This is a genomic window from Frankia sp. R43, from assembly GCF_001306465.1.
Taxonomy (GTDB): domain Bacteria; phylum Actinomycetota; class Actinomycetes; order Frankiales; family Frankiaceae; genus Parafrankia; species Parafrankia irregularis.
On sequence record NZ_LFCW01000004.1, the window covers coordinates 492,978 to 517,195 of the forward strand.

The following is a 24,218-nucleotide window of genomic DNA, read 5'->3' on the forward strand; positions in this document are numbered from 1 at the left end:
CGGCGGCGAGCCCCGGCAGTTGGTCCACCGCCTACTACGCGCCCCGGCCACAGAAGGTTCACCGGTGGGAGACGCGCCGCGCGGCGTCCACCGGTGAACCGCGGTGCCCGGCGGGTGCGTAGTACCTGCCGGAGCCGTGGCTGCCCGCCACAGCCGCGCCGCCGGCAACGCCGCCCGCCCGCCGACAGTGCCCCGCCCGCCGAGGGTGCCCCGCCCGCCGACAGGAGGCCCGCGTGCCGCGTCCGACCGACTGGTCGCCGCTGGGGCTGGCCGGGGACCCGACCCCCGGTGACCCCGAGGCGCTGGTGGCCGTCGCCGACTTCATGCACACCATGGCCGGGCACGCGCAGACCGCCGAGACCGGCCTGAACCAGGTGGTCGCCAAGAGTGGCGAGGGCGCATTCGTCGGGAAGACCGCGGACTGGCTGCGCGACACCATCTCCACCGCCATCCGTGACTTCATCGGCGGCGTGCGCACCGCGTTCGGGCAGACCGAGCCCGCGGTGCGCAGCTACATCTCGGCGCTGCGGGAGGCGCAGTCCCGGGCGGACGGCGCGCTCACCGAGGCCGCGGGCCTCGCCGAGGGCGACTCGCGCCGCGACACCCTGACCGCGGACGCGAACCAGGCCGGCACCGATCTGAAGACGGCCGCGGGCACCGCCGCGGCGACGATCAGGGGGGCCCGCGAGCACATCCGCTCGCCGAACCCGAAGAAGTCCGCCTGCGAGGTCTTCTGGGAGATCTTCGGCTGGATCGTGCTGGCGATCACCGTGGTGGCGATCTTCGTCGGCGGCCCGCTCGGCCTGATCGCGCTCGGCCTGAACGCGATCATGGCGACCAAGGCGCTGGTCGACTTCGCCTCGGGGAAGACGAACATCACCGGCCTGGTCCTGGGCCTGCTCGGTCTGCTCGGTCCGTCCACGAAGCCGTTGATCGCACTGTCCACGCTGCGCGGTATCGCCGGCGCCACCGCGAAGATCCTCAAGGGTGCGGCCAGCTCCGTCGGCGTGACGATCGCCAGGATCGGTGGCGACTTCTGGCAGGCGATCTCGACGATCACCTTCTCCGCCGTCGTCAAGGGCGTCGGCGACATCTCCGCCACCCTCGCGAACACCGTCCGGGCCGGCTCCACCTGGATGTTCAAGGCGTTCACCTCGGCCGACGGCCTCGCCGCCCGGGGCTTCGTCTCGCTGAAGAACTTCGTGGTCACCGGCCCGGCGGCGACGGCGGGCCTCATCCGCAACATCGTGAGCCTGACCGGCGGGCTGCCGTCGGCGCTCGCCGCCAGCGTCCGGGCGGTGCCCGGTTTCGCCCGCGGGCTGGGCGGGTGGTCCATCGAGGCTGTGCGGTCGGTAGGCCGGGTGCTGAGCAACGAGCTTGGCGGGTGGAAGTGGCTCAAGATCTTCCTACCGCTCAACGGCGTGGAGATCGGCGTCCTCGGCGTCCAGGACGCCTTCCGGCTCGCGGTCCTCGGCCGCGGCCTGGGGCAGGCCAGCCGCTACGCGGGGCTGGCGAGGCAGGTCGAGCTGGCAGCGGCGGCCGGCGGGGCGCTGCGGGTCAGTGACGGCATCCTGCGGGGTGTCGACCCGCCGGAGCCCGGCATGGTGCGCACCGAATCCGGCCTGCTGGTGCCGGAGAAAGCCGACGGGGTCTCGGCCCTGCGGACGGATCTCGGCGGCGGGGTCTCGGCGAAGCCGCTCGACCCCGCCGGGCTGGGCGGGCGGATCGTCACCGCGGACTCGCCCCTGCCCGACGTGAACCTGACCGTCGCCGGCCGGGATCTCGCGGCGCTCAGGCCAGAGCCGGTGGCACCGGTCCGATCCGACCTCGACCTCTCGGGCGCCGTCCTGCTGGCGCCTGGCAAGGAGGCCGCTCCCGCGCCCGCGAGCCTGCCGACGACGTCGCACCTGTCGGCCGACACCACGAAGCTCCTCGCCGACGCCAACACCGTCACCGGCGCGAACCCGCTCGCCGGTGTCCACACGCCCGCCAGCACCAGCGCCCTCGGCGGTGGCAACCCGGCCGGCGGCGCGCAGGTGAGCGACCTCGTCTCCCCGGCCCGGCTGGCCGTGCACCACGCCGGCGACGTGACGGCGAACGGCCTGCCCGAGATCCGGGCGGTGCTCAACGGTGATCTCACCGCGGTCAGGGTCTCCGACACCCAGGTCGCCTTCAACCTGGGCGCGGCCGACGACGGAGCGGTGATCCCGGGCCGCGCCTTCGACGCGCCATCGGCGCCCGCGCCGTCCCAGCTGACCCCGCCCACCCAGCTGACCCCGCCCAGTCACGTAGCCCAGCAGATCGCGCCGCCGCCGGCCGTGACCGCCCCGCCCGCCGCGGCGGCGCTCGGCGGTGCGCTGCCGAGCCCGGCGTCCCTCGCGCCGCCGGCCCGGACCGAGCTGCTCATCGGTGCGAACGGCGTGCAGATCGCGGCGCCGGTGCACCCGGCCCCGCACACCGGGGAGCTGGGCCGGCCGGGCGAGCTGGCGGGTCTGCAGCAGGGCACCCTCGGCACCGTGCACGGCAACGACCTGGGGCTGACCGCCCGGTCAGCCGACGGTGGCCAGGGGCTGCCAGCGCCGCGCGACCCCTCGGTCCACTCGGCGCTCGACCTGCTCGCCCCGCCGCACCCCCCCGGCCCGCAACCGTTCAGCCCGCCAACGCCGGCCACGGCCACCGTCACGGACGCGGCCACAGCCACGGACGCGGTGAGCGCCCGGGCGGTGGAGGGCGGTGCGCGCGACGGCGGCGCGGCGATCAGCAAGGCGCTGAACGACTTCACCCGGATCTCCGCCGAGGTGCGCCTCGCCCGGGAGAACCTGGAGATCACCCGGCTCGGCGGCGGGAACGGGAGCGACCCACTGGCCGCGGCCCAGAAGATCGCCCGGGCGGAGAAGAACCTGCACGTCGCCGAGGCCGTCCAGGCAAAGCTCGCCGCCGGGCTGCGGGCCCGCGGGGTGGACGACCCGTTCGCCGCCGCGACCGACCACGCCTGGGCGGAGTTCAAGATCGCCCGCCACCAGCTCGCCGAGGCCCGCACCGTCCACGACGACCTGCACCCGGGCCCGGACACCCGGCCACTCGGCGAGGGGACGTCGGTGGCGGGCGCCGGCAAGGGCAAGACGGTCGCCACGCCGGCCCAGCTGGAGGCCGGTGCGAACCTGGAGAGCGCCGCGGCCCGGCTCGACGTCGCGCAGGGCCGGCTCGACGATCTGGGCCTCGACGTCAACCGGCTGCAGGCGGCGGACGACGAGGCGCTACGGCTCTCCCTGCTCGAACGCCCCCGGCTGCTCGGTGGCATGCGCCCCACCGACATCCGCCAGCTCGGGCCGGACGGCACCGTCCACGGCTATGGCCGGCCGCTGGCCGGCGGGCTGCACCTGAACCTCGACGTCCCGGCGCCCGCCGGGACGGGAGCAGCCGCCCACGCCGGACCCGAGCTCGGGACCGTCATCGACCGCGCGGGCACGGTGATCTTCCGCGGCGAGGTCACCGAGCTCGGGCACGGCGGGTTCCGGATCTCCGACCCGGCGGACGCGGGCCTGTTCCGCGAATACGACGCCGCCGGCCAGCTGACCCACGCCGGGCTCGACGTCCACGGCCCCGCCGGCCCGGGTGGTGCGGCCGGTGTCGCGGCCGGCCGCCTGGAGATCGACTTCACCGCCGGCACGGCGACCCTGCACCGCCCGGGCCAGCCCGCCCCCGACAACTTCACCTACCAGCCGCTGCCCGGTGGCGGGCACCAGATCACCCGGGCCACCGACGGGTCCTGGCTTCGCTACGACGCCGCCGGCAACCAGACCGGCGCGCTGTTCGAGGTACGGGCGGGCGGTCTGCCCGCCGGCCAGCTGGAGATCGACATCGTCGCCGGCACGGGCCGCCTGCACCGGCCGGGCCAGGCGGTGCCCGACAACGTCGCCTACCAGCCGCTGCCCGGCGGCGGGCACCAGATCACCCGGGCCACCGACGGGTCCTGGCAGCGGTTCGACGCCGCCGGCGACCTGACCGCCGCCCGTTTCGACATCCGCGAGGCGAACGGCCAGGCGGCCGGCCATCTGGAGACCGACCTCGCCGCGGGCACGGCGACGCTGCACCGGCCGGGGCAGCCCGTCCCGGACAACTTCACCTACCAGCTCCGGCCCGGTGGCGGGCATCAGATCACCCGCGCCGCCGACGGGTCCTGGCACCGCTTCGACCACACCGGCACCCGGACCGCCGCCGGCCTCGACGTCCGCGACCCGGGCGGCGCGGCCGCCGGCCGCCTGCAGATCGACTTCGCCGGTGGCACGGCCACCCTGCACCGCCCCGGCCAGCCGGCTCCCGACAACTTCACCTACCAGCCGCTGCCCGGCGGCGGGCACCAGCTCACCAACGCGGCCGACAACTCGACGCTGCGCTTCGACGGCGCCGGCGGCCAGACCGGCGCCGGGCTCGACGTCCAGGGCCCGGCCGGTGCGGCGGCCGGCCGCCTGGAGATCGACTTCACCGCGGGCACGGCGACGCTGCACCGGCCGGGGCAGCCCGCGCCGGACAACTTCACCTACCAGGCCCAGCCCGGCGGCGGGCACCAGATCACCAACGCGGCCGACGGCTCCTGGCACCGCTACGACGCCGCCGGCAACCAGACCGCCACCCGGTTCAACGCCACCGATCTCGGCGCGAACCCGTTCGGCGCGGTGGAGCTCGACATCGTCGCCGGCACCGGCCGCCACCTGGCCCCCGGCGGCGCGCCGCGAGACTGGCCCACCCTGCAGATCGGGGCCGGCGGCGAGCTCCGGCTCAGCAACGCCGCCGGGGAGATGCAGCGCTACACACCCGGCGGCGGCCTCACCGACGAGATCATCGCCCCGCGCGACCCGCGGGGGAACCTCGGACCGAGCCGGCTGCACACCACGCTGAACCCGGCCGGCAACCCGGTGCTGGAGCTGCGCCACGGCGGGAACCCCGTCCCGAACACCCGCGTCACCATCGACGGCGCCGGCTACCGGATCACCAGCACCGGGCCGGGCCCGCACGGCGGCGACTACCGGGTGATCGGCCACGACGGGGCGCTGCACTCGGAGCGGATCTCCTTCCTGGGACGCAAGGGCCAGGCCGACGGCACCCACCTGTCCGTCGACTACCGCACGAACCAGTGGGCGCGCCAGGACGGCGCCGGACGCCCGCTCGCCGGGCACGCGAACGCGGCGCCCCGGGCCGGGCTCGGCCCGGGACACGCCCCGCCGCCGGTGCGCGGCTACAACAGCCGCGGCTCCGTCACGGTGAAGGCCAACGGCGACATCGAGCTCGTCGGCGGCGACCGGACGCCGTTCTACGCCCGGGAGACCCTGGGCAACGGCAACGGCCACCCGCGGCCCACCCTGGAGGTCTTCCGCGGCGGCGACGGCCGGCGCTACTGGCATCAGTGGAGCGGCGCCGCCGACGGCACGCTGGGCGCCTCGGCCGGGCGGGGCACCCGGGTCTTCGAGGATCTTCCCGAGGGCCGGTTGTGGTCGGACCACCAGCACGGCTGGCCCGCCGACCGGACGGTGCGCGAGTACCGCCGGGCCGCCGACGGCGGCGTGATCCGCGCCGAGCTGCAGGCGAACGGGTCGTGGCGGTGGTACCGGTTCGACGCGGGCGGCCAGCTGACCCTCGAGGGCGTCCGGGACCACCGCTGGCTCAGCACCAGCTGGCGGGACACCTACACCGGGGCGAACGGCGCGCAGGTGGTGGCCCAGCGCTACCACTCGGCGGTCAACTTCTTCCCCAAGGCCCTGCACTACCGGGAGTACGCCGTCGCCCCGAGGCCCGGCGGCGGGTTCCGGACCACCGACGCCTTCAAGGAGTTCTCACCGCAGATCAAGGACACCGGGACGCTCGACGTACTGGGCAACGGCAACACGCTGAAGACCACCCGGTGGGCCGAGCAGCGCCCGCCCGACGCACTCTGGAAGACACCGGCCGGACTGCCCGGGCGTCCGATCGGCAAGGCCGTCTCGCACCTCGCCGGGTCGAAGCTGGGCGCCGTCGACTTCCCCGCCCGCGGCTCGATCCTCGGCGACAGCCGCTACCAGGTCTTCCGCTGGACCGAGACCGACGCCCACGGCGCCCAGGTGGCCACCGGCGTCCGGGCGATCACCCCGGAGGGCTCCTTCTCCGACTTCACCCGGGACGGGCTGTTCGTCCGCGGGGCGATCAAACTGGAGAACGGCAACACGGTGGAGATCGGCCGGGCCGCGAACGGGAAGTGGGCCTCGCTGGACGGCAACCTGCCCGCCGCCGGCGCCCGCACCCTGGACTGGCGGGAGATCGACTCCGCCAAGAACGTCGTCGCGAACGGCGAACGGCACTTCCTCGCCGACGGGAAGCACTGGGTCGACGGCACCGCGACCGGGGCCCCCGCCGGGCAGCTGCGGGTCGTCCGGCACACCGACGCCGCCGGCAACGTCGTGAGCACGGTCGGGGCGGGCCACCGGCCGCTGTTCAACCCGAGGCCGCCGGGCGGCCACGGCCACGGCCCGTTCGCCCCGGTGCACACCGGGCAGACCATCACCCGCAACACGATGGGGCAGATCGTCGGCCGGTCGGAGCAGTGGCTCTCCGACGCCCCGCTCGGCGCGGGCCAGGCCGGCCCGGCACGGATCACCGTCGAGGCCGCCGGAGACGCCCGCACCGGCAGGTGGCGCTGGGACGACGGCACGAACAGCGGGGTCCGCACCAGCGGCCGAAACGAGCGCTGGTCCGGCTCGTGGGACGACTCCTACCGCGACTTCCGCACCGACGCCGCCGGTGTGCGGCACCAGATCCGGGATGTCCGCGCGCTGGGCAAGGGCACGTCGCTGACCGCCCAGCGGATGCCCGACGGCACCTGGCGCGCCGAGATCCGCGGCGCGGACGGCACCCCCACGCCGAACAGCGCCGGCACCCGCCAGTTCGCCCGGGGCGACGGGACCTGGGCCGGCAACGCGCCACCTGGCACCGGCCAGCCGCGCTGGCGCGACGTCGACGCGAACGGTCACGTCCTGCGCGAGCTGGTCGACGGCCGGGTCCGCCAGTACACCAACCCGCGGCCCGCGAACGCGCCGGCCGGCACCGGGGCCTGGAAGGAGTTCGACCAGGGCGCGGTCTTCCGGGAGCGGGTCGACTCCGGCGGCGGCGTGTTCCGGGAGACGGAGAGCTTCCACAAGCAGTGGCGTGAGACCGACGCGAGCGGCCGGCTGCTGCGCTACCGCTCCCTGTCCGGCACCGTGTGGGAGCGCGGCCCGCTGAACCGGTGGTCCATCCAGCACCGAAACTTCGAGCAGGTCGGCCGCGAGTTCGAGTTCCGCGGCGGACTGAGCGAGTTCCGCGGCAAGAACCGGATGTGGCGGGAGTCCAACCGGCTGCAGTACAAGGCGATCGACGGCCTCGCCGGCGAGTTCGTCAGCCCCACCCGCCGCATTCTGCAGAAGGCCGCGCTCGACTTCAGCCAGGAGTTCGTCCTGGACTTCACCGCCCAGGTGCTGATCGGCCTCGCCTTCAACCAGGGCCAGCTCAACCCTCAGGACTGGTTCCGGGCGCTGGTCGGCGCGGGCATCGCCAGCGGTATCAAGACCGGCAACAGCGTGTACCACGACAGCTCCGCCCTCGGGCTCAAGGGCGTCAAGGACGGCCTCGCCAACGTCGACGGCGGCAAGGACTTCAACCGCAACCCGTACAACCATGACAAGCACTGGGACAACGAATGGGGCGGGACGGAGAACCCACCGCGCTGGCGGCAGACCACCTATGACTACTTCCAGTCCACCATCGCGGTGAACTTCGTCGCCGCGTTCGTCGCCAACGCCGTCAACGCCGCCGCGTTCGGACTGCCCAAGGACTACGTCCCGCTGGCGGGTGGGGCTGCCGCGCTCGCCGGGGCCTGGGGCGGCGCCGGCACACTGGTCGTCAGCTCGACTCTCGGCGGCGCCCGCGCCCTGGCACACCAGCTCGGTTCCGGGCGCTACTTCCACCGCGGCGGCCTGGCCGACATCGGCCTCTCCTTCGTCGAGCGGCTGGGTGAGCGGGCGATGGGGACCTACCTGCTGCTCACCGCCGCCGGCCTGCGCCCGCAGGACAACATCCCGGCGCCACCACCGGTCGTCGTCCCGCCCGCCCCGCCGCCGCCGATGTGACGGACAGGCGGGACGGACTGGCGGGCACGGCAGTGGACAGGGGAGAAGAACGCAGATGCGCAGGTTGCGGGTCGGGCCGAGGCACGTCACCGACGGCGTCGATCCCGCCGCGGATGGCGGCGCCGGGACGGACCACGATCCGGTCACCGGTGATGGGAACCGCGGCGCCGGCCGTGCCGCCGGCACCCGCGATGCCGCGGTGGCGCGGGTCGGGCCGGGGGCGTTCACGACCGTCACGGCCGCCTTGCACGCGGTGACGGCCGGCGGCACGGTATCGATCGCCCCCGGCCGTTATCCCGAGCGGCTCGTCCTCGACCGGCCGGTGCGGCTGGTCGCCGAGCGGGGGCCGGGGACGGTGTGGCTGAGCGGGCCGGACCCGGTGGTCGTGAGCGCGGCGGCCGTCACCATGACCGGTGTCGGGCTGATCGTCGTCGCCGCCCAGCCCGACACCGCCGCGCTGTTCGTCGGTTCCGGCGACGTCGAGCTGACCGACTGCGACATCGTCGGTGGGCGGGTGGAGGTCGCCGACGGCAGGGCACGGCTGCGGGCCTGCCGGCTCGCCGGCGCCGACCTGGCCGGGCTGCACGTGCTGGGTGACTCCCGCGTGCTCCTCGACAGCTGCGTCGTCGAGGGCGTCGCCGGGACGGGCCTGGTGGTCGGCGGCACGGCCACCCTTGAGCTCGTCAGCACCCGGGTCAGCCGGGTGAGCGGCTCCGGGCTGCGGGCCCGGGACGGCGCGACGCTGCTGGCGCGGGACTGCGAGATCAACCGTGCCGGGCGCAGCGGACTGCTCGTCGAGGGAGGCGCCACCGCGACGCTGACAGGCTGCCAGTTCCTGTACCCGGGTGCGGAGGGGGTGCGCCTGCTGGGCTCGTCCCCGCTGGCCGCCGCACCCGCGCCCGCCTACGCCGAGGCCGAGGCCACCGACGCGGACGATGCCGACGGCACCGAGGACGCGGGCGATGCGGGCGGCGGTGTGCGTCTCGTCGAATGCGAGGTCGTCCACGCGGGCGCGGACGGGCTGCTCGTCGAGGGTGCGGCCCAGGCCGCGCTCACCCGGTGCCGGATCCGCCGCCCCGCCCAGGCGGGCGCGGTCGTCACCGGCGCCGCGGTCCTGCGCCTGGCGGAATGTGACGTCGACACCGCCGGAACCAGCGGGGTGGTCGCCCGTGACCGCGGGGCCCTGGACGGCGAGAGCCTCACGGTGCGCGGCAGCGGCGCGAACGGAGTCTTCGCCAGCGACGCGGCCCGGGCGGCGCTGCGGGACCTGACCGTCGAGGAAAGCGGCTACAGCAACGTCCATCTCGGCGGCGACGCCCACGGTGAGCTGACCGGCGCCCGGCTGCGGGGGACGCGCGAGCACGGCCTGCACCTGGCGGGCGCCGCGGTCGCCCGACTGACCGCGGTCACTGTCCGGGGCAGTGTCATGTCCGGCGTCCACGCCGAGGGCACGGCGGCGCTGGTGGCCACCGGCTGCGAGCTGGACGACAACGCCACCGGGCTCACCGTGGCCACCGGCACGACCGTCACCTGTACGGACTGCCGGATCACCGGCGGGTCCGGAGCGGGCGTGCAGATCGGCGTCGACGCCGAGGCCACGTTGCGTGCCTGCCGGGTCGAGCGGACCGGTACGGCCGGCGTGGTGCTGGCCGGCCGGGCCCGCACCCTGATCGAGGACTGCCGGATCGAGGACACCAGCGGTTCAGGCCTGGTCGTCTGGACCGGCGCGGCTCCCGACGTCCGGTCGACCCGGCTGCGCCGGCCGGGCAAGAACGGCCTGTTCGTCGGCGACGGTGGAGCGGGCACGTTCGAGCGGTGCGAGATCGCCGGCTCCGCCTTCCCCGCGGTGCACATCGGCGCCGGCGCCCGGCCCAGGCTCGTCGGCTGCCGGATCGCGGACTGCGAGACGGACCTGAGCCTGGCTGAGGGTGCCGAGCCGCACTTCGAGCGCTGCGAGACCGACGGCGTGCGCCAGTCGCACCTGCCCGGCACGGGCCGCTCCGGCCCCGGCGCCACCGCGGCGACCGCCATCGGCGCCGCCACCGCGCTCGGCGGGGGAACTGCCAGTCGCGCCGGCCTCGGCGCCGGCGGGGACGGCGCCGAGGCCGGGTCGCAAGCGGCCGAGACCCTGGAGGACCTGTTGGCCGAGCTCACCGGGCTGGTCGGCCTGGACCGGGTCAAGCAGGACGTCGGCGCGCAGGTCAAGCTGATGCAGACGGTCCGGCGCCGGCAGGAGGCCGGCCTGCCGGCGCCGCCGCTGAGCCGGCACCTGGTGTTCGCGGGCAATCCGGGGACCGGGAAGACGACGGTGGCACGGCTGTACGGCCGGCTGCTCGCCACGCTCGGCATCCTCGAGCACGGCCACCTGGTCGAGACCGACCGCTCGGACATGGTGGGCGAGTACGTGGGCCACACGGCACCGAAGACGCAGGCGGTCTTCCGGCGGGCGCTGGGCGGTGTGCTGTTCGTCGACGAGGCCTACTCCCTCGTCCCGCACGGGCTGGGGAACGACTTCGGCCAGGAGGCCATCGCCACCCTGGTCAAGCTGATGGAGGACCACCGGGACCGGATCGTGGTCATCGTGGCCGGCTATCCGGTGGAGATGGGCCGGTTCGTGTCCTCGAATCCGGGGCTGGCCTCGCGCTTCTCCCGCACCCTCACCTTCGAGGACTACAGCTCCGCGGAGCTCACCCGGATCGTGGCCAGCCAGTGCCGCCAGCACGAGTACCAGCTCCCCGAGCCGACCGTCGCGGCCCTGGACACCTATTTCGAGGCGCTCCCCCGCAACCGTGGTTTCGGTAACGGCCGGCTCGCCCGCCAGGTTTTCCAGCGGATGACGGAGAACCAGGCTCAGCGCGTCGCGGAGCTCGCCACACCGACGACGGAGGATCTGCTGCGGTTGGATCCCGTGGATCTGCCGAGCGATGGCACGGAGACCTGAAAGGACCACGCCAGGAATTCATGCCGGGAAATATCTTCTGAACAGAAAATGACCGTAGGACACCCGCCAGAAAAACAGGATGCCGCATCTTTCGCCGGGGGACGAATTGCACGGAAAACGGTAATCTGGCTACACGACCGGTCGCGAGCATCCGGCGGTGATGTCCTTCCCCGGCGAGGAGGGCCTGGAATATGGCGAGCCCGTCCGGCGGCACGGCGTCACCCGGCCGGGAACCCGCGGCCCGGTTCGTCCGGACCCTCTTCGACGAGAACTCCGCGGACCTGCTCCGGTATGTCCGGCGGATCAGTCCGGAGGATCCCGGCCGGGCCGAGGACCTGGTCCAGGAGACGTTCCTGCGGGCGTGGCGGCACCGCGACGGGCTCTCCGCACACGGCAGCGCCCGCGCCTGGCTGTTCCGAGTGGCCCGCAACCTCGCCGTCGACTGGCACCGCCGCCAGGCCGTACGCCTCGGGGAGTCCGAGGCGCTCGGCGAGGACAGCGCCCGGATGACCGACCCGCTGGCGGAGGACAGCCTGGAGGCCGTGCTGCTGCGCACGGACCTGGTCGAGGCACTGCGGACGCTCTCCGCCGCACACCGGGAGGCACTCGTCCACCTGCACCTGTTCGACCGCACCCAGTGGGAGACCGCCAGCCTGCTGGACGTCCCGCTCGGAACGGTCAAGTCCCGCCACCACACGGCCGTGCGGGCGCTGCGCCGAGCACTCGACCAGCGCGGGATCAACGGCCACTGACCGCCCGTGGCGTGCCTTCAGCCGGCGAGGGCCCGCCGCGCGCGCTGAACGGCCGGATCGGGCACGGGGATCGCGTCGACCAGGCGGCGGGTGTAGTCGGCGCTCGGCCGGCGCAGGACGTCGGCCGCCGGGCCGACCTCGACCACCCGGCCGTGCCGGAGCACCGCGACCCGGTCGGCGACCTCATCGACCACCGCCAGGTCGTGGCTGATGAAAAGGCAGGCGAAGCCGTACTGCTCCTGCAGGTCGCGGAACAGCCGCAGCACGGCGGCCTGCACCGAGACGTCGAGGGCGCTCGTCGGCTCGTCGGCGACGAGCAGCTGCGGGTCCAGCGCGAGCGCGCGGGCGAGCCCGGCCCGCTGGCGCTGCCCGCCGGAGAGCTCGGCCGGGCGCCGGTCGGCGTAGGACGCCGGCAGCTGCACCGATTCCAGCAGCGCGGCCACCCGTGCGCGGGCCTGCCGGCCCTGGGCCCGGCCGTGCACCTCCAGCGGCTCACCGACGGCGTCGCCGACGGTGCGCCTCGGGTCGAGGGTGGTCGCCGGGTCCTGGAACACCAGCCCGATCCGCGCGCGCACCTCACGCAGCGCACCCGCCGACAGCTTCCCGAGGTCGGCGCCGAGCACCTCCGCCCGCCCCGCCTTCGGCCGGAGCAGGCCGACGACGACGCGCCCGAGCGTCGTCTTGCCGGAGCCGGACTCGCCGACCAGGCCGAGCACCTCGCCCGGCGCGAGGGAGAGCGTGACCCCGTCGACCGCGGTGAACGCCGGACGTCCCAGCCGCCCGGGGTATTCGACGACGACGTCACGGAAGTCCACCACCGGCGGCCTCACCGCACCCTGCGGTTCCGCGGCACCGCGCGGCTCCACCGCACCCCGCGGTTCCGCGGAACCGCTCCGCTTCACCGCGGCCCCCGGCTTCGCGGGCTGCGACCGCGCCGAATCGTCATCCCCGGACGCCTCTCCGTCCGCCTTCGAGGTCGTGGGGACGCGGGGGACGGCCGCGAGCAGCTCGCGGGTGTAGTCCGCCTGCGGCCGGGCGAACAGCTCGAGGACAGGGCTCGTCTCGACAACCCGCCCGGAGCGCAGCACGACCACCCGGTCGGCGAGGTCCGCGACGACACCCATGTTGTGGGTGATGATCAGAACGGCCCGGCCGAGGCGGTCACGCAGATCATGCAGCAGGCCGAGGATCTCGGCCTGCACGGTGACGTCGAGCGCCGTGGTCGGCTCGTCGGCGATGATCAGATCCGGTTCGTTGGCCAGTGCGAGCGCGATCACGACCCGCTGCTTCTGGCCGCCCGAGAGCTGGTGCGGGTAGTAGCCCACCCGCTTCTGGGGCTCCGGAATGCCGACGAGCTCCAGCAGTTCCACCGCACGGCGCCGGGCGTCGGCCCGCTTCACCTTCCGATGCGCGCGCAGCGCCTCACCGATCTGCCAGCCGACGGTCTCGACCGGGTTGAGCGCGGTCGAGGGCTCCTGGAAGACCATCGCCGCCCGGCTGCCACGCACCGAACGCAGTGCCTTCTCGTCGAGGCCGAGCACCTGCTGGCCGGCCAGATCGATGCTGCCGGTGGCCCGGGCCGTGTCGGGGAGCAGGCCGAGCACCGCCTTCGCCGTCAGTGTCTTGCCCGAGCCGGACTCGCCGACCAGGGCGACGATCTCCCCGGGCGCGACCTCGAAGGACACGTTGTCGACCGCGCGCGGGTGGACGACGGCGGCGGGGAACTCGACGGTGAGTTCCCGGACGCTCAGAACCGGTGTGGCCACGTCGTTCTCCTGTGCGGGGTCTGCGGTGCCGACCGTTGGACGCGGGACGTGGTGGCGCGTCATCCGATGCGCCTGCGTGCGCCGACCGCCTGGGCGATCAGCTGGAAGCCGAGGACGAAGCCGGTGACCAGCAGCAGCGGTCCGACCGCCTGCATGGGCGCCGTGTCCAGGTCGGACACGGCGTCGGCGATGATGGTGCCCAGCGACGGCTCCGGCGGGCGCACACCGATCCCGAGGAAGCTCATCGCGCTCTCCAGGAACACCGCGATCGACATCGACAGCGCGAGCTGGACGAACAGTGGCTCGGCCGAGTTCGGCAGGATGTGCCTGCGCAGAATCCACCACCGCGAGGCGCCGATGGCCTCCGCGGCCTCCACGAACGGCAGTTCCCGCAGCGTCAGGATGGACGAGCGCAGCAGCCGCCCGAAGTACGGGATCTCGACGGCCACGACGACCACGAAGATCGGCGTGATGCCGGCGCCCAGGATGGCGGTCACCCCGATCGCCAGAATGATCGGCGGGAACGCCAGGATCACGTCGAAGACGCGCTGCACGGCGACGTCCGCCGGCCGGATCAGCGCCGCGAGCGTGCCCGCGGCCGTGCCGAGCAGCGCACCGAGCGGAACGGCGACGAACACCACCAGGACGTCCACTCGGATGCCGTAGAGGGCGCGGGTCAGCACGTCCCGGTTGACCTCGTCCGTCCCGAACGGGTGCCTGCCGCTGGCTGGGAGGAGGTTCGCACCGGGGATCTGCTCGGTCGGGCCGTAGGGGGTCAGGACCGGGGCGAACAGGCCGAGCAGCAGGATGGCGCCCACCAGCAGCAGACCGAACAGGCCGCGCCCGTGCAGGAGAACCCGCCGGCGGCGCGGGACGGCCGCGACCACCGCCACGTCCTCTGCGGCTGCCGCAGCCGCTGCCACTGCCGCTGCGGGCGCGGGTGCGGGTGCGGGTGCAGTCGGGAGTTGCTGCTCGGGGTCCGTGGGCGCGTCCGCCGCGGGCCTGGTGGGCGTCTGGATCGTGTCGGTCACTGGGCACCTCCGATGCGCACGCGCGGGTCGAGAAGGGCATGGACGAGGTCGGTCAGCAGCTGGATGACCACGAAGATGAAGACCGACAGCAGCAGAAGCACCTGGACGACCGGGTAGTCACGCCGGCCGATCGCCTGTTCGATGAGCTGGCCGATCCCGGGCCAGGCGAAGATCGCCTCGACGAGCACGGCGCCGCCGAGCAGGCTGCCGGCCTGCAGGCCGATCACGGTCACGGTGGTCGGGAGCGCGTTGCGCATCGCGTACCGCAGCAGCAGGCGCCGGCGCGGGACGCCCAGCGCGGTGGCGGTGAGGATGTACGGCTGGCGCAGCTGCGTCCGCAGCGTCTCGGCGAGGAAACGGGACAGCACCGCCGACACGGGCAGCGCCAGGCAGAGCGCGGGCAGCACGAGGTACTGCGCCGTGATGTCCAGGCGGGCGAACATCCCGTCCGGCGGAACGCCCGCGCTGGGCAGGACCGGGAAGATCACGGTGAACAGCAGTACCAGCAGCACCCCGCTGACGAACGTCGGCAGCGCCACCGAGATCGTGTTCACGACCGTGATCGCGCTTTCCAGCCAGCGGTTTCGTGTGGTCGCCCAGATCGGCCCCACGACGGCCGCGATGAGAATTGCCAGCAGCAGCGCGCTGAGCGTGAGGATCACGGTGTTCCCGAAACCGTCGGCGACGAGCGAGGTGATCTCGCCGCCGACGCTGTAGGACTGGCCGAGATCGAAGGTCAGCACGTTTCCGATCCAGCTCAGGTACTGGGACGGCATCGACTGGTCGAGGCCGAGGTCGTGCCGGATGGCGGCGACGGCCTCGGGGCTCGCGTCGGATCCCGCGAGGCTGGTCGCGGGATCCCCCGGTATCAGCCGGATGATCGCGAAGATCAGCACCGACGCCAGGAAGAGCACGAGCACCGCCGAGGGCACGCGCCGGACGAGATAACGCAACAACGAATGCCTCCGGGGCTCGATTCGGTACCGGTCGGATCCAGGCTGATCCGGATCGGGATCGGGGTCGGGGATACGGCCCGGTCAGGCGAGGTAGGCGTTGGTGACGTCGAGCTCCCAGCGCTTGGTGTACGAAAGCCCGGACAGCCGGGTGGAGCTCACCCACTGGAAGGGAATGACGCCGATCTCGACAAGGAACAGCGCCTCGAGCAGCTCGTCGCTGACCTTGGCGTATTCGGCGATGGCGGCGTCCGACCGGCCGTCGGGCTGCTTCCAGGCGGCCTGCGACGAGGCGGTGTAGTCATCGGAGGTGAAGTGCGAGGCGTTGTGCAGGGCGTTGAACGGATACGCGCTGACAACCAGGGTCGAGGGCGTGTACTGCGCCCAGGAGTGGAACGTCGTCCACAGGCCCTTGAACTCGGCGCCGATGAGCTGCTTGACGAAGGTCGCCGCGTCGACCGGCTCGAGCTCCACCTTGATGCCGACGGCGGCGAGGTTCGCCTGGACGATCTGGGCCGTCGCCGCGTAGACGGGAAGGGCCGTGTTGTAGGTGTAGGGAATCGTCGGCAGTGTGCCGATCTGCGCGACGAGCTCCTTCGCCCTGGCCGGGTTGTACGCGTACCGCTTGTTCTTCTCGGCGTCGTGGGCGACCGAGTACTTCGGCCACGGCAGGTTCGTCGCATAGCCGTTGCCGCGGAAGACCTCGGAGATGATCCGGTCACGGTCGATCGCGTATGCGATCGCCTGGCGCAGCCGGACGTCCCCGAGCGCGGGCGCGGTCACGTTCGTCCCCACGTAGATCTGCTGCTCGGCGCCCTCCAGCGTGGTCTTGCTGAACTTCCTGGTGTCCTTGCCCAGTTCCTCGGTGTCCCGCGGGCTGACTCCCTCGGCGAAGTCGATCTGGCCTGACTTCAGCTGCGCGGCGATCGCGTTGGTGTCGGGGACGATGCCGATGCGGACCCCGTCGAGGTAGGGGCGGCCCGGCTGCCAGTACTTCGGGTTCTTCTCGAAGACCAGCGAGGAGTTCGGTGTCCAGGACTTGAAGGTGAACGGCCCGGTGCCGACGAAGCCCTTGCCCGTCTTGATATCCTCGACGCTTTCGCTGTCGATGATGAAAACCGTGTCGAGCAGGTCGAAGATGTTGCCCAGCGGGTGCGCGAAATGCAGCACGGCCTGGTGCGGGTCGGTGGTGTCGACCGAGGTGACGGCCTGGGCGGTGCTCTGCATCTGGCCCTGCGCGTGCCAGCTCGCGTCGGCGTACGCCTTGATCGAGAACTCGACGTCCTTGGAGGTGAAGGCCCGCCCGCTGTGGAACACGACGTCGTCGCGCAGCTGGAGGGTGAGGCTGAGCCCGTCGGCGCTCGCCGTCCACGACTTCGCCAGCCGCGGCTTCGGCTCGATGCTGTCGTTGGGGTAGCGGGTCAGGCTCTCGTACACCAGCCCGATCAGCGCGGTGATCGCCGTGTTGGAGTTGGTGAAGAGGTTCTTCGGGATCAGGTCGTCCGGAATCGCGGCTTTGAGGGTGCCACCGGCCTTGGGCGTCGGACCGGCGCTCGCGCCGCTGCCCGCCTCGTCCACCGCCGACGAGCAGGCGGCGAGGAGCAGTGCGCCGCCGGCCCCGAGGCCGGCCAGCAGGGACCGACGCGAGATGCCGTTATTTTCCATCGACATTGTAGGGAATCTTTCGTCACGATGCCAGGGCAGCAAGCCAGCATGAAGGCGGAGGCCCGCTCAGCCCGAGGCGACGCGACCGAGACGGGCCGGGAGGACGGACAGCCCGGGTGCCGCGCGGCCCACGATCAGGCTCGCGGCGGTGGTGCTCCTACCGACAGGATCGACGGAGGTCCCACCGGTGACAGCGCCGCCGACAACAGCACCGCGGCACGGGCCAGCGCGCGGCATCGGCGACATCGATCACGCCGGCATACAAACGCCGCAGCACCGGAAGAGTCAACCTGCATGACCGTTTTGTTGCCTACTTCACTTTACCCATCAGTCCGATCGAGAAAGGGTTGTTAGCTCGGTACCGTCCCCCCAACCAGGACCGGGCATCCCATCAGGAAGGACCAGCGGAGATGACCACACAGCTGCGCGCGTACCGGGAGACTGCCGCGGTCACCGGGTACCGTTCGATCACCGTCGACCGGGTCTCGGCGAACATCGGCGCCGTCCTCGGCGGTGTCCGCATCGGCGGCGACCTCGACGCGGCGACCGTCAGCGAGATCAACCGTGCGCTCGTCGAGCACAAGGTCGTCTTCCTGCGCGGCCAGCAGCATGCGGACGACGCGACCCAACGTGCCTTCGCCAGCCTCCTCGGCACCCCGACCCTGCCCCACCCCACCGTCACCGGGGCCGACAACTCGGTCCTGCCGATCGACGCGGCCGAGGGCAAGGCGAACTCCTGGCACACCGACGTGACCTTCGTCGACCGCATCCCGTCCGCCAGCGTGCTGCGGGCGGTCACGCTGCCGCCCTACGGCGGCACCACGACCTGGGCGAACACCGCCCACGCCTACGCCACGCTCAACCCGGCGCTGCAGGCCCTCGCCGACCGGCTGTGGGCCGTCCACTCGAACCTCTACGACTACGCCGCCGAGCGCACCGAGAAGGCGATCGGCGGCGTCGACGTCAAGGAGGAGGCGTACCGGGCCGAGTTCGGCCACATCGAGTACGAGACCGAGCACCCCGTCGTGCGGGTCCACCCGGTGACCGGCGAGCGCAACCTGCTGCTCGGCCACTTCGTCCGCCGGATCGTCGGCCTGTCCACCCGCGACTCGCAGGACATCTTCAACCTGCTCCAGCGGCACGTCATCCGGCTGGAGCACACCGTCCAGTGGAGCTGGCGCGACGGCGACATCGCCATCTGGGACAACCGGGCCACCCAGCACTACGCGATCGCCGACTACGACGACCAGCCTCGCCGCCTGCACCGCATCACCCTCGCCGGCGACATCCCGGTCAGCGTGGACGGCACGCCCAGCCGCCCGCTCAAGGGCGACGCCTCACACTTCTCCCCCATCGCGGCCTGACCCACACCCGGCCCTCACCAGCTGGAGCCGCCAGCCCGCGAACGACGCCGAGCCGACAGCTACGCCTGGCCTGGTGGGCCTGGTCAGACCACCGGCCAGGTACACCGGTCACGCGCGGCGGAAAAAATCAGCTCGACGTCGTCAGCCGTCCACTGGCCCGCGACGCCGTCAAAGGCCTGGCGCAGATCGTCGTGGTGCGCCACGAGGACATCCGTGAGCGACGGAACGACCGTCAGGCTCTCCGCCTCGACGAAGGCCAGCACTCCGGCGACACCGACACCGAAACCGCAGGCGCGACTCAGCGCCTCGGACGCACGCACCGCCTCGGCCCTGGCTTTCAGCACATACGGATGAAACCCGTCACCCACCCGCACCGCGTCGTCACCCACCCATATCCGGCGACCGCGATGATATTTGGTGTTGATGGTGAAGACGCCACCCGGGCCGATGAGAAGATGGTCGATATCGACGTTGCGCGGTAACGGAATCGAATGCAGCAGCCGCCAGCCCCGGGCCGTGAGCGGCGCCAGCTCCGCCGCCACCATCTGCTCGCCGGCGAGCCCCGTGCGCCAGCTTTCCGTCTCCGGCCGGGCGCGCCGCAGCAGGCGGTCCGCAAGCGCCCGCCAGAACCCGGGCCGCAGCTCGCGAAGCTTCGCGCTGATCGCCTCGCCGGGACGGTGGGCCGCAAGGTCCATCGGGTGCGCCGTCGCCGCTGGGAGGTTCACGGCCGCGGGGTCGGCGAGGCCGTCCGGCTCGACAGGGGTGACGGCGGTGACGGCGGTGACGGGTGCCGCGGGCGCCGACACACTCACCCCGTGGGCCTCGAGCACCGCCAGCACCGCGTCACGATCCACCTCGTCGGCCAGCATCGTGAGTTGACCGGTCAGATGGTCGAAGCAGGCGACGCTCGTGCCGTCCAGACGATTCACATAGAGTCTGTGCTGCCCGTACCGTTTCCACAGACGCACCAGCAGCTCGTCCATGCTTCGCCCTCCAACAACAGCCCACGACACGGGCCGCGAATTCCGCCGTCTGATTCAACCCGGGGCTATCCGCGCAACAACCATGAACGGTCCGGCCGCATCACGTTATCCTCCCGGAGCCGGTGCAGGTGCCGAAGCGCCGATTTTCGCGCTGACCCGAAGCACGGCCTTCCCTGTCATCTCGGCCGCGACCCGCGGGCCGCGGCCTCCCATTCAGGCTGAAGCAACGAGTAGAGGATGCTGTCCCGCCAGGCACCGTTCGTGAAAACGTGATCCCGGATCCGCCCCTCCCGGGTGAAGCCCAGCCGCTCGACAACCGCGACGGACGCGAGGTTGTCGGGGCCGATCGCGGCACTGATCCGACGGAGATTCAGGACGCCGAAGCCAAGGCCGAGAACGGTGCGGACCGCGTCGGTGGCATGCCCACGCCCCCACCGGTCGGCGCGAATCGCATACCCGAGCTTGGCGGCGTGAACTCCCGCCAGACCGAGTCTCACGAAACCGACCAACGCACCGCCGTGATCGACGGCGAGATAGAACTCCGTCCGTGGCTCCCGGTGCGCGCGCTCAACAATGCCGGCGACCATGAATTCGGCCTCCTCGAGACTCTTCGCGTCGAAGGAGAGCTGGTCGGTGACCCGTGGATCGCCCACGATGTCGTGGGCACGCCCGGTGTCATCGCGGTCGAACTCGCGGAGTGTGACAGCGGCGCCGGCGATGCGCAGCGGATACCCGGGCTGCGGCGGATGCGGGGTTCTCACGGCCCTACCGTCGCAGAACGGTCACCGCGGTGCGGGTGAGGCGACCATGCCGTGCGGATCTAACGGCGGACGGCGTCGACGACCTGCGGGTGCCCCGTGCCGCCGGGCGCGGCGAGGACGCTCGGCCGCCAGGCGAACTCGGCCTCCGGACTGAACCGCTCCTCCAGACCGAGGGCGAGCCTGCGCAGCGCCGCCGCGCCGTCACCCTGCCACGACGTCCCGTGCATGACGGCGAGTGTTCGCGGTTCCAGCTCGGCGAGCAGTCGCAGGGTGGACGTCGCCGCCGTCAGGCAGGAGGTCTGCCGCAGGGCCGCTTCCGCGTCCAGGCAGCGTTCGACCAGGTCGGCCGGGTCGTCGTCGGTGACGGCGGGGCCGTCGCCGAGCTGGGCGAACAGATCCCCGCAGAACAGCGTCCGGGTGGTCTCCTCGAACAACACCCGGGAGTCCCAGCCGTGCGGTACGTGCGGCGTGTCGAAATGACGGGCCCGGCGGCTCACCTGCCGGTCACCGAGGTCGAGGACCTCCCCGTGCGCGAGCGAGCGCGGTGGGCGGTCCGCGAGGTCACGCAGCGAGATCTCGCAGCCCAGCTGGCCGTGCGCGACCTGGGCGCGGGGGGCCGCGGCCAGGAACTCGTTCATGGCGCCGGACTCGTCCGCCTCGAGGTGGCCGAAGGCGATCCAGCGCAGCCGCTCGACCGGCACCACCCGGGCCACCGCGGCGGAGACCTCCGGGAACAGCTGGCGCATACCGGTGTGGAACAGCAGCGGTTCCTCGGCGGCGATCAGGAACTGGTTGAAGGTGAACCCGGCCGGCCCGGCCACCTCGGGGAAGAAGGTGGAGATCCGGTAGACGCCATCGGCGATCTCGTCGACCTCTGTGCCCATGGCGCATCGTCCTCCACTCGCGAGCGGCCCACGACCCGGCCGGACGCTACCCGCGCACCTCGGCCCCCGCTACCGGGGGCCGATCGGATCGAGCCGCGGTGCCCGGGGTCGCGGGAGCAACGCACCGACCACGGTGATCACCATCCCGGCCCCGGCCACCCACGGGCCGGCGCTGTACTCCTCGACGTGGCCGTCGACCAGATCACGGCAGGCGAGAAGGTGGCAGACCACGGCCAGGCCGCCCGCGACGCCGGTGATCACCATAAACGCCCGCCGCAGCGGTCCGCGGGCGAACACGGCGGCCAGCGCCACGATCGGGACACCGAAGGCGGCGAAGAAGACGCCGACGCCGAAGTAAGGCCCGACGATTCCCGGCGCGTCCTCCACATATCGGTCGACGAGCACACGGATGTCTTCAAGGGATGCCGTCTCGCCCTCGTCGGAGAGCCAGGGCAGGGAGAACAGGCCGAGCATCATCGTGAGGGCGCCGAGCAGCACCACCGTGACGCCGGCGGTGCTCGGCCCGTCCCCTCCACCGCCCCGCCCCTCCCCGCCCGCGCCGGGACCGGGCCCGGGCGGAGCTGTGTCGGCCAGCCGGACTCCGGCCCGTGCCAGCCGCGACCGTCGTCGATCTGGTCCGTCCACCCGCTGCCGTCGAAATAGCGGTGGACGAAGCGCCCCTGCGGGTCGGGATACCAGCCAGGTGCGGCAGGCCCGCCGCCTGGTGCGGTCACCGGCCGCGGTTCGCAACCGTGCGAGGCGACATAGCGGCCGAGTGTATGGCTGACGCGAGCCCGAAAACCCATCCTGGGATGGGGTGTCTGGATCCAACCGATCACGATTCGATCGCGAAACCCACTACGGACAATCCATAGATTGCGATAAAGCAATCAGAACAGCAGGGTGACGTCCCGACACGGCGCCGCGGTACACCGGCCGGTGCGGCGTGCGGCAGACGCGAGGGTCCGGAGAAAGGGAGGCTTCACGCGTTCCGGGCGAGCTCGGCCGGGGTGGGAAGTGGACGACCGTCGCGGGCACGGCGGCCGGCCGTGTGGACGGCGCCGACCGCGACCAGGGAGGCGGCTCCGCCGAACCACATCGTGGCCCGCGCGTTGACCGCCTCGGCCAGCGCGCCGACCAACAGCGAGCCCAGCGGCGTCGAACCGATCATGATCGTCGAGTAGATCGACATCACCCGCCCACGGAACGCCGGGTCGCTGCCGAGCTGGATCCGGTGGTTCGCCGCCTGCGCGAAGAAGATCACCGCGAACCCGGTGGCGAACAGGCCGACGGCGGCGGTCGCGAACGTCGGGGCCCAGCCGGTCAGTGTCATCACCACGCCGAGACCGAGCGCCGCGCCGTTGACCAGTTCCGCCGACGGCCGGGTGCGGCGCCCGGTCGTCACCAGCGCCGCCAGCAGCGACCCGCCGGCGAAGGCGGTGGTGAGCAGCCCGAACGCGGCGGCGTCCGTGTGGAACACCGTCCTGGCCAGCAGGGGCAGCGTGAGCTGGAAGTTCATCGCACACAGGCCGACCGCCCCGACGAGCACCAGCGGAAGCAGCAGGTCCTCGCGTGACCGCACGTAGCGCACCCCGTCGATGATCCGGGCCCGTGCCGCCGGGCGTGCGGACCGGCGCAGCTCCTCGGGACGCATCATGCGCAGCCCGACCACGGTCGCCAGGTAGCTCACCGCGTTGAGGAGCATCACCGGCCCGGCGTCGACGGCGGCGATCAACGCACCGGCCAGCGCCGGCCCCACCACCCGGGCGACGTTGAAGTACGCGGCGCTCAGCGCCGACGCGTTCGGCAGCAGCTCCGGCCCGACCAGCTCGCTGATGAACGCCATCCGGGTCGGGGTCTCCACCGCGCTCACCACACCCAGCGCCAGCGCGAACAGCTGGATCTGCCACAGGGTCACGCCGCCGCTGAGCACCAGCACCGCGAACACCGACGCCACCACACCGGAGGCGACGTTCGCCGCGGTGAGCAGGAGCCGCTTGTCGTAGCGGTCGGCGAGCCGGCCCCCGACCAACATCAGCAGCAGCGACGGGGTGAACTGCAGCGCGGTCACGACGGCCAGCGCACTCGCCGAGTCGTCGGTCAGGTCTAGCACCAGCCAGTCCTGGGCAACCACCATCATCCAGGTGCCGGCAACCGAAAGGATCTGCCCGGCGACGAAGAGCCGGAAATTGCGCACGCGCAGCGAACGGAACGGGTTCACGGTCCTCCTCCACGCGGCCGACCACCGCCGGCGGCGGGGGACGGCCGCCCGTGCTCCAGATCCTTCCCGAGAATCCCGCGTTCCCGGCCCGACCGGCCCGACGCCTGCGAAAGTCACATCACCGCGCCGGTCAGGACAACGCGACCAGGGCTCCGAGGGTGAAGCCGACCGCCGCGAGCCAGATCAGCGTCGGCAGCATCCGCATCAGACCCGCCAGAGCGGGCGCCGGGGTCCCGGTTCCGGCGGGAGCACCGGCCGGCTGTGACGGCGGTGCGCCCGCCGGGCCGGCCACGCCTCCGGGAGCCCCTGCGGACGCTCCGCCCCAGGCACCGGCGGGCACCGCCGGGGGTGGCGGCGCCATCCGTGCGCCCGGGCCGGCGAGAACGGTCTGGGCCTCGGAGTTGTCCTTCGTCGGCGGCGCCGGGCGAGCGCCGCGCGGCTCGGGATCAGGCCGCGGCTGCGCCGCCCACAGCACGATCCGCGGGCCGTTGCTGCCGCCGAGGTGAAGGACGACCTCGCCGTGGACGACCACCTGTCGGCTCCGGGTGCCGTCCCGCCAGATTCCGTTGGAGCTCAGGTCGCGGGCGATCCACCCGCCCGGCTCTGGGACAAGTTCGACGTGACGGCGGGAGACCTTGGTGTCGGTCAACGGGACGTCCGCCTCACGACCGCGGCCGATCACATGCGAACGGTCCGGGCTCAGTTCCACCGTGCCCGCGGGCGTGGTCACCCGGATGCTGGTCAGGTTCACGTGTCCGTCTC

14 protein-coding genes and 1 pseudogene are annotated in these 24,218 nt (G+C 72.7%); 4 read left to right on the top strand and 11 right to left on the bottom strand.

Translation table 11 applies throughout. The features are described 5' to 3' along the window. The first annotated feature begins 233 nt into the window (after positions 1–233). The 3 genes from ACG83_RS19435 to ACG83_RS19445 all read left to right on the top strand — a co-directional run bounded on the left by ACG83_RS19435 (position 234) and on the right by ACG83_RS19445 (position 11,828). Positions 234–8,135: a hypothetical protein gene (locus tag ACG83_RS19435; protein WP_054567629.1), complete on the top strand. Its 7,902-nt coding sequence runs from the start codon at positions 234–236 to the stop codon at positions 8,133–8,135. Between the two features lie 55 nt (positions 8,136–8,190). Further along, positions 8,191–11,076: a right-handed parallel beta-helix repeat-containing protein gene (locus ACG83_RS19440; protein ID WP_083473375.1), complete on the top strand. Its 2,886-nt coding sequence runs from the start codon at positions 8,191–8,193 to the stop codon at positions 11,074–11,076. Positions 11,077–11,267: 191 nt separating this feature from the next. Continuing rightward, complete coding sequence (locus tag ACG83_RS19445) at positions 11,268–11,828, top strand: sigma-70 family RNA polymerase sigma factor (RefSeq protein ID WP_054567630.1); 561 nt, start codon at positions 11,268–11,270, stop codon at positions 11,826–11,828. A gap of 17 nt (positions 11,829–11,845) precedes the next feature. Here the strand turns inward: ACG83_RS19445 and ACG83_RS19450 are convergent, their stop codons facing one another. The 4 genes from ACG83_RS19450 to ACG83_RS19465 all read right to left on the bottom strand — a co-directional run bounded on the left by ACG83_RS19450 (position 11,846) and on the right by ACG83_RS19465 (position 17,249). Continuing rightward, positions 11,846–13,594 carry an ABC transporter ATP-binding protein gene (locus ACG83_RS19450; protein ID WP_054567631.1) on the bottom strand — a complete coding sequence of 583 codons (1,749 nt, stop codon included), beginning with the start codon at positions 13,592–13,594 and terminating at the stop codon, positions 11,846–11,848. 59 nt (positions 13,595–13,653) lie between these two features. Next, the gene (locus ACG83_RS19455) at positions 13,654–14,625 is read right to left on the bottom strand and encodes an ABC transporter permease (protein ID WP_083473376.1); all 972 of its coding nucleotides are present in this window, start codon (positions 14,623–14,625) and stop codon (positions 13,654–13,656) included. Beyond that, positions 14,622–15,581, bottom strand: coding sequence for an ABC transporter permease (locus tag ACG83_RS19460; protein WP_054567632.1), 960 nt, complete (start codon positions 15,579–15,581; stop codon positions 14,622–14,624). Before ACG83_RS19460 ends, ACG83_RS19455 begins: the two co-directional genes overlap by 4 nt. Before the next feature lie 81 nt (positions 15,582–15,662). Then, complete coding sequence (locus ACG83_RS19465; RefSeq protein WP_054567633.1) at positions 15,663–17,249, bottom strand: ABC transporter substrate-binding protein; 1,587 nt, start codon at positions 17,247–17,249, stop codon at positions 15,663–15,665. Between the two features lie 404 nt (positions 17,250–17,653). On the opposite strand from ACG83_RS19465, the gene ACG83_RS19470 reads away from it, so the two are divergent. Continuing rightward, positions 17,654–18,607, top strand: coding sequence for a TauD/TfdA family dioxygenase (locus ACG83_RS19470; protein ID WP_054567634.1), 954 nt, complete (start codon positions 17,654–17,656; stop codon positions 18,605–18,607). Positions 18,608–18,690: 83 nt separating this feature from the next. On the opposite strand, the gene ACG83_RS19475 is transcribed toward ACG83_RS19470, so the two are convergent. The 7 genes and pseudogenes from ACG83_RS19475 to ACG83_RS19500 all read right to left on the bottom strand — a co-directional run bounded on the left by ACG83_RS19475 (position 18,691) and on the right by ACG83_RS19500 (position 24,207). After that, positions 18,691–19,590 carry a nuclease-related domain-containing protein gene (locus ACG83_RS19475; RefSeq protein WP_054567635.1) on the bottom strand — a complete coding sequence of 300 codons (900 nt, stop codon included), beginning with the start codon at positions 19,588–19,590 and terminating at the stop codon, positions 18,691–18,693. Positions 19,591–19,766: 176 nt separating this feature from the next. Beyond that, entirely contained in the window at positions 19,767–20,351 is a 585-nt protein-coding gene (locus ACG83_RS19480; RefSeq protein ID WP_152991443.1) for a GNAT family N-acetyltransferase, read from the bottom strand. Positions 20,352–20,410: 59 nt separating this feature from the next. Further along, positions 20,411–21,235, bottom strand: coding sequence for an MBL fold metallo-hydrolase (locus ACG83_RS19485; protein ID WP_054567636.1), 825 nt, complete (start codon positions 21,233–21,235; stop codon positions 20,411–20,413). Positions 21,236–21,304: 69 nt separating this feature from the next. Then, positions 21,305–21,880 carry a hypothetical protein gene (locus ACG83_RS19490; protein ID WP_235498021.1) on the bottom strand — a complete coding sequence of 192 codons (576 nt, stop codon included), beginning with the start codon at positions 21,878–21,880 and terminating at the stop codon, positions 21,305–21,307. 17 nt (positions 21,881–21,897) lie between these two features. After that, a pseudogene (locus ACG83_RS48000) lies at positions 21,898–22,041 on the bottom strand (hypothetical protein); the annotation flags it as partial. Positions 22,042–22,217: 176 nt separating this feature from the next. Beyond that, on the bottom strand, positions 22,218–23,456 hold the full coding sequence (locus tag ACG83_RS19495) for an MFS transporter (protein ID WP_054567638.1): 1,239 nt from the start codon (positions 23,454–23,456) through the stop codon (positions 22,218–22,220). A 130-nt stretch (positions 23,457–23,586) separates the two neighbouring features. Then, positions 23,587–24,207, bottom strand: coding sequence for an FHA domain-containing protein (locus tag ACG83_RS19500; RefSeq protein ID WP_054567639.1), 621 nt, complete (start codon positions 24,205–24,207; stop codon positions 23,587–23,589). Positions 24,208–24,218: the final 11 nt, after the last annotated feature.

Coding starts and splice junctions, on each gene's coding strand:
- ACG83_RS19440 (WP_083473375.1), top strand. CDS start 8,191: ATGCGCAGGTTGCGGGTCGGGCCGAGGCACGTCACCGACGGCGTCGAT.
- ACG83_RS19445 (WP_054567630.1), top strand. CDS start 11,268: ATGGCGAGCCCGTCCGGCGGCACGGCGTCACCCGGCCGGGAACCCGCG.
- ACG83_RS19465 (WP_054567633.1), bottom strand. CDS start 17,249: ATGTCGATGGAAAATAACGGCATCTCGCGTCGGTCCCTGCTGGCCGGC.
- ACG83_RS19470 (WP_054567634.1), top strand. CDS start 17,654: ATGACCACACAGCTGCGCGCGTACCGGGAGACTGCCGCGGTCACCGGG.
- ACG83_RS19475 (WP_054567635.1), bottom strand. CDS start 19,590: ATGGACGAGCTGCTGGTGCGTCTGTGGAAACGGTACGGGCAGCACAGA.
- ACG83_RS19485 (WP_054567636.1), bottom strand. CDS start 21,235: ATGGGCACAGAGGTCGACGAGATCGCCGATGGCGTCTACCGGATCTCC.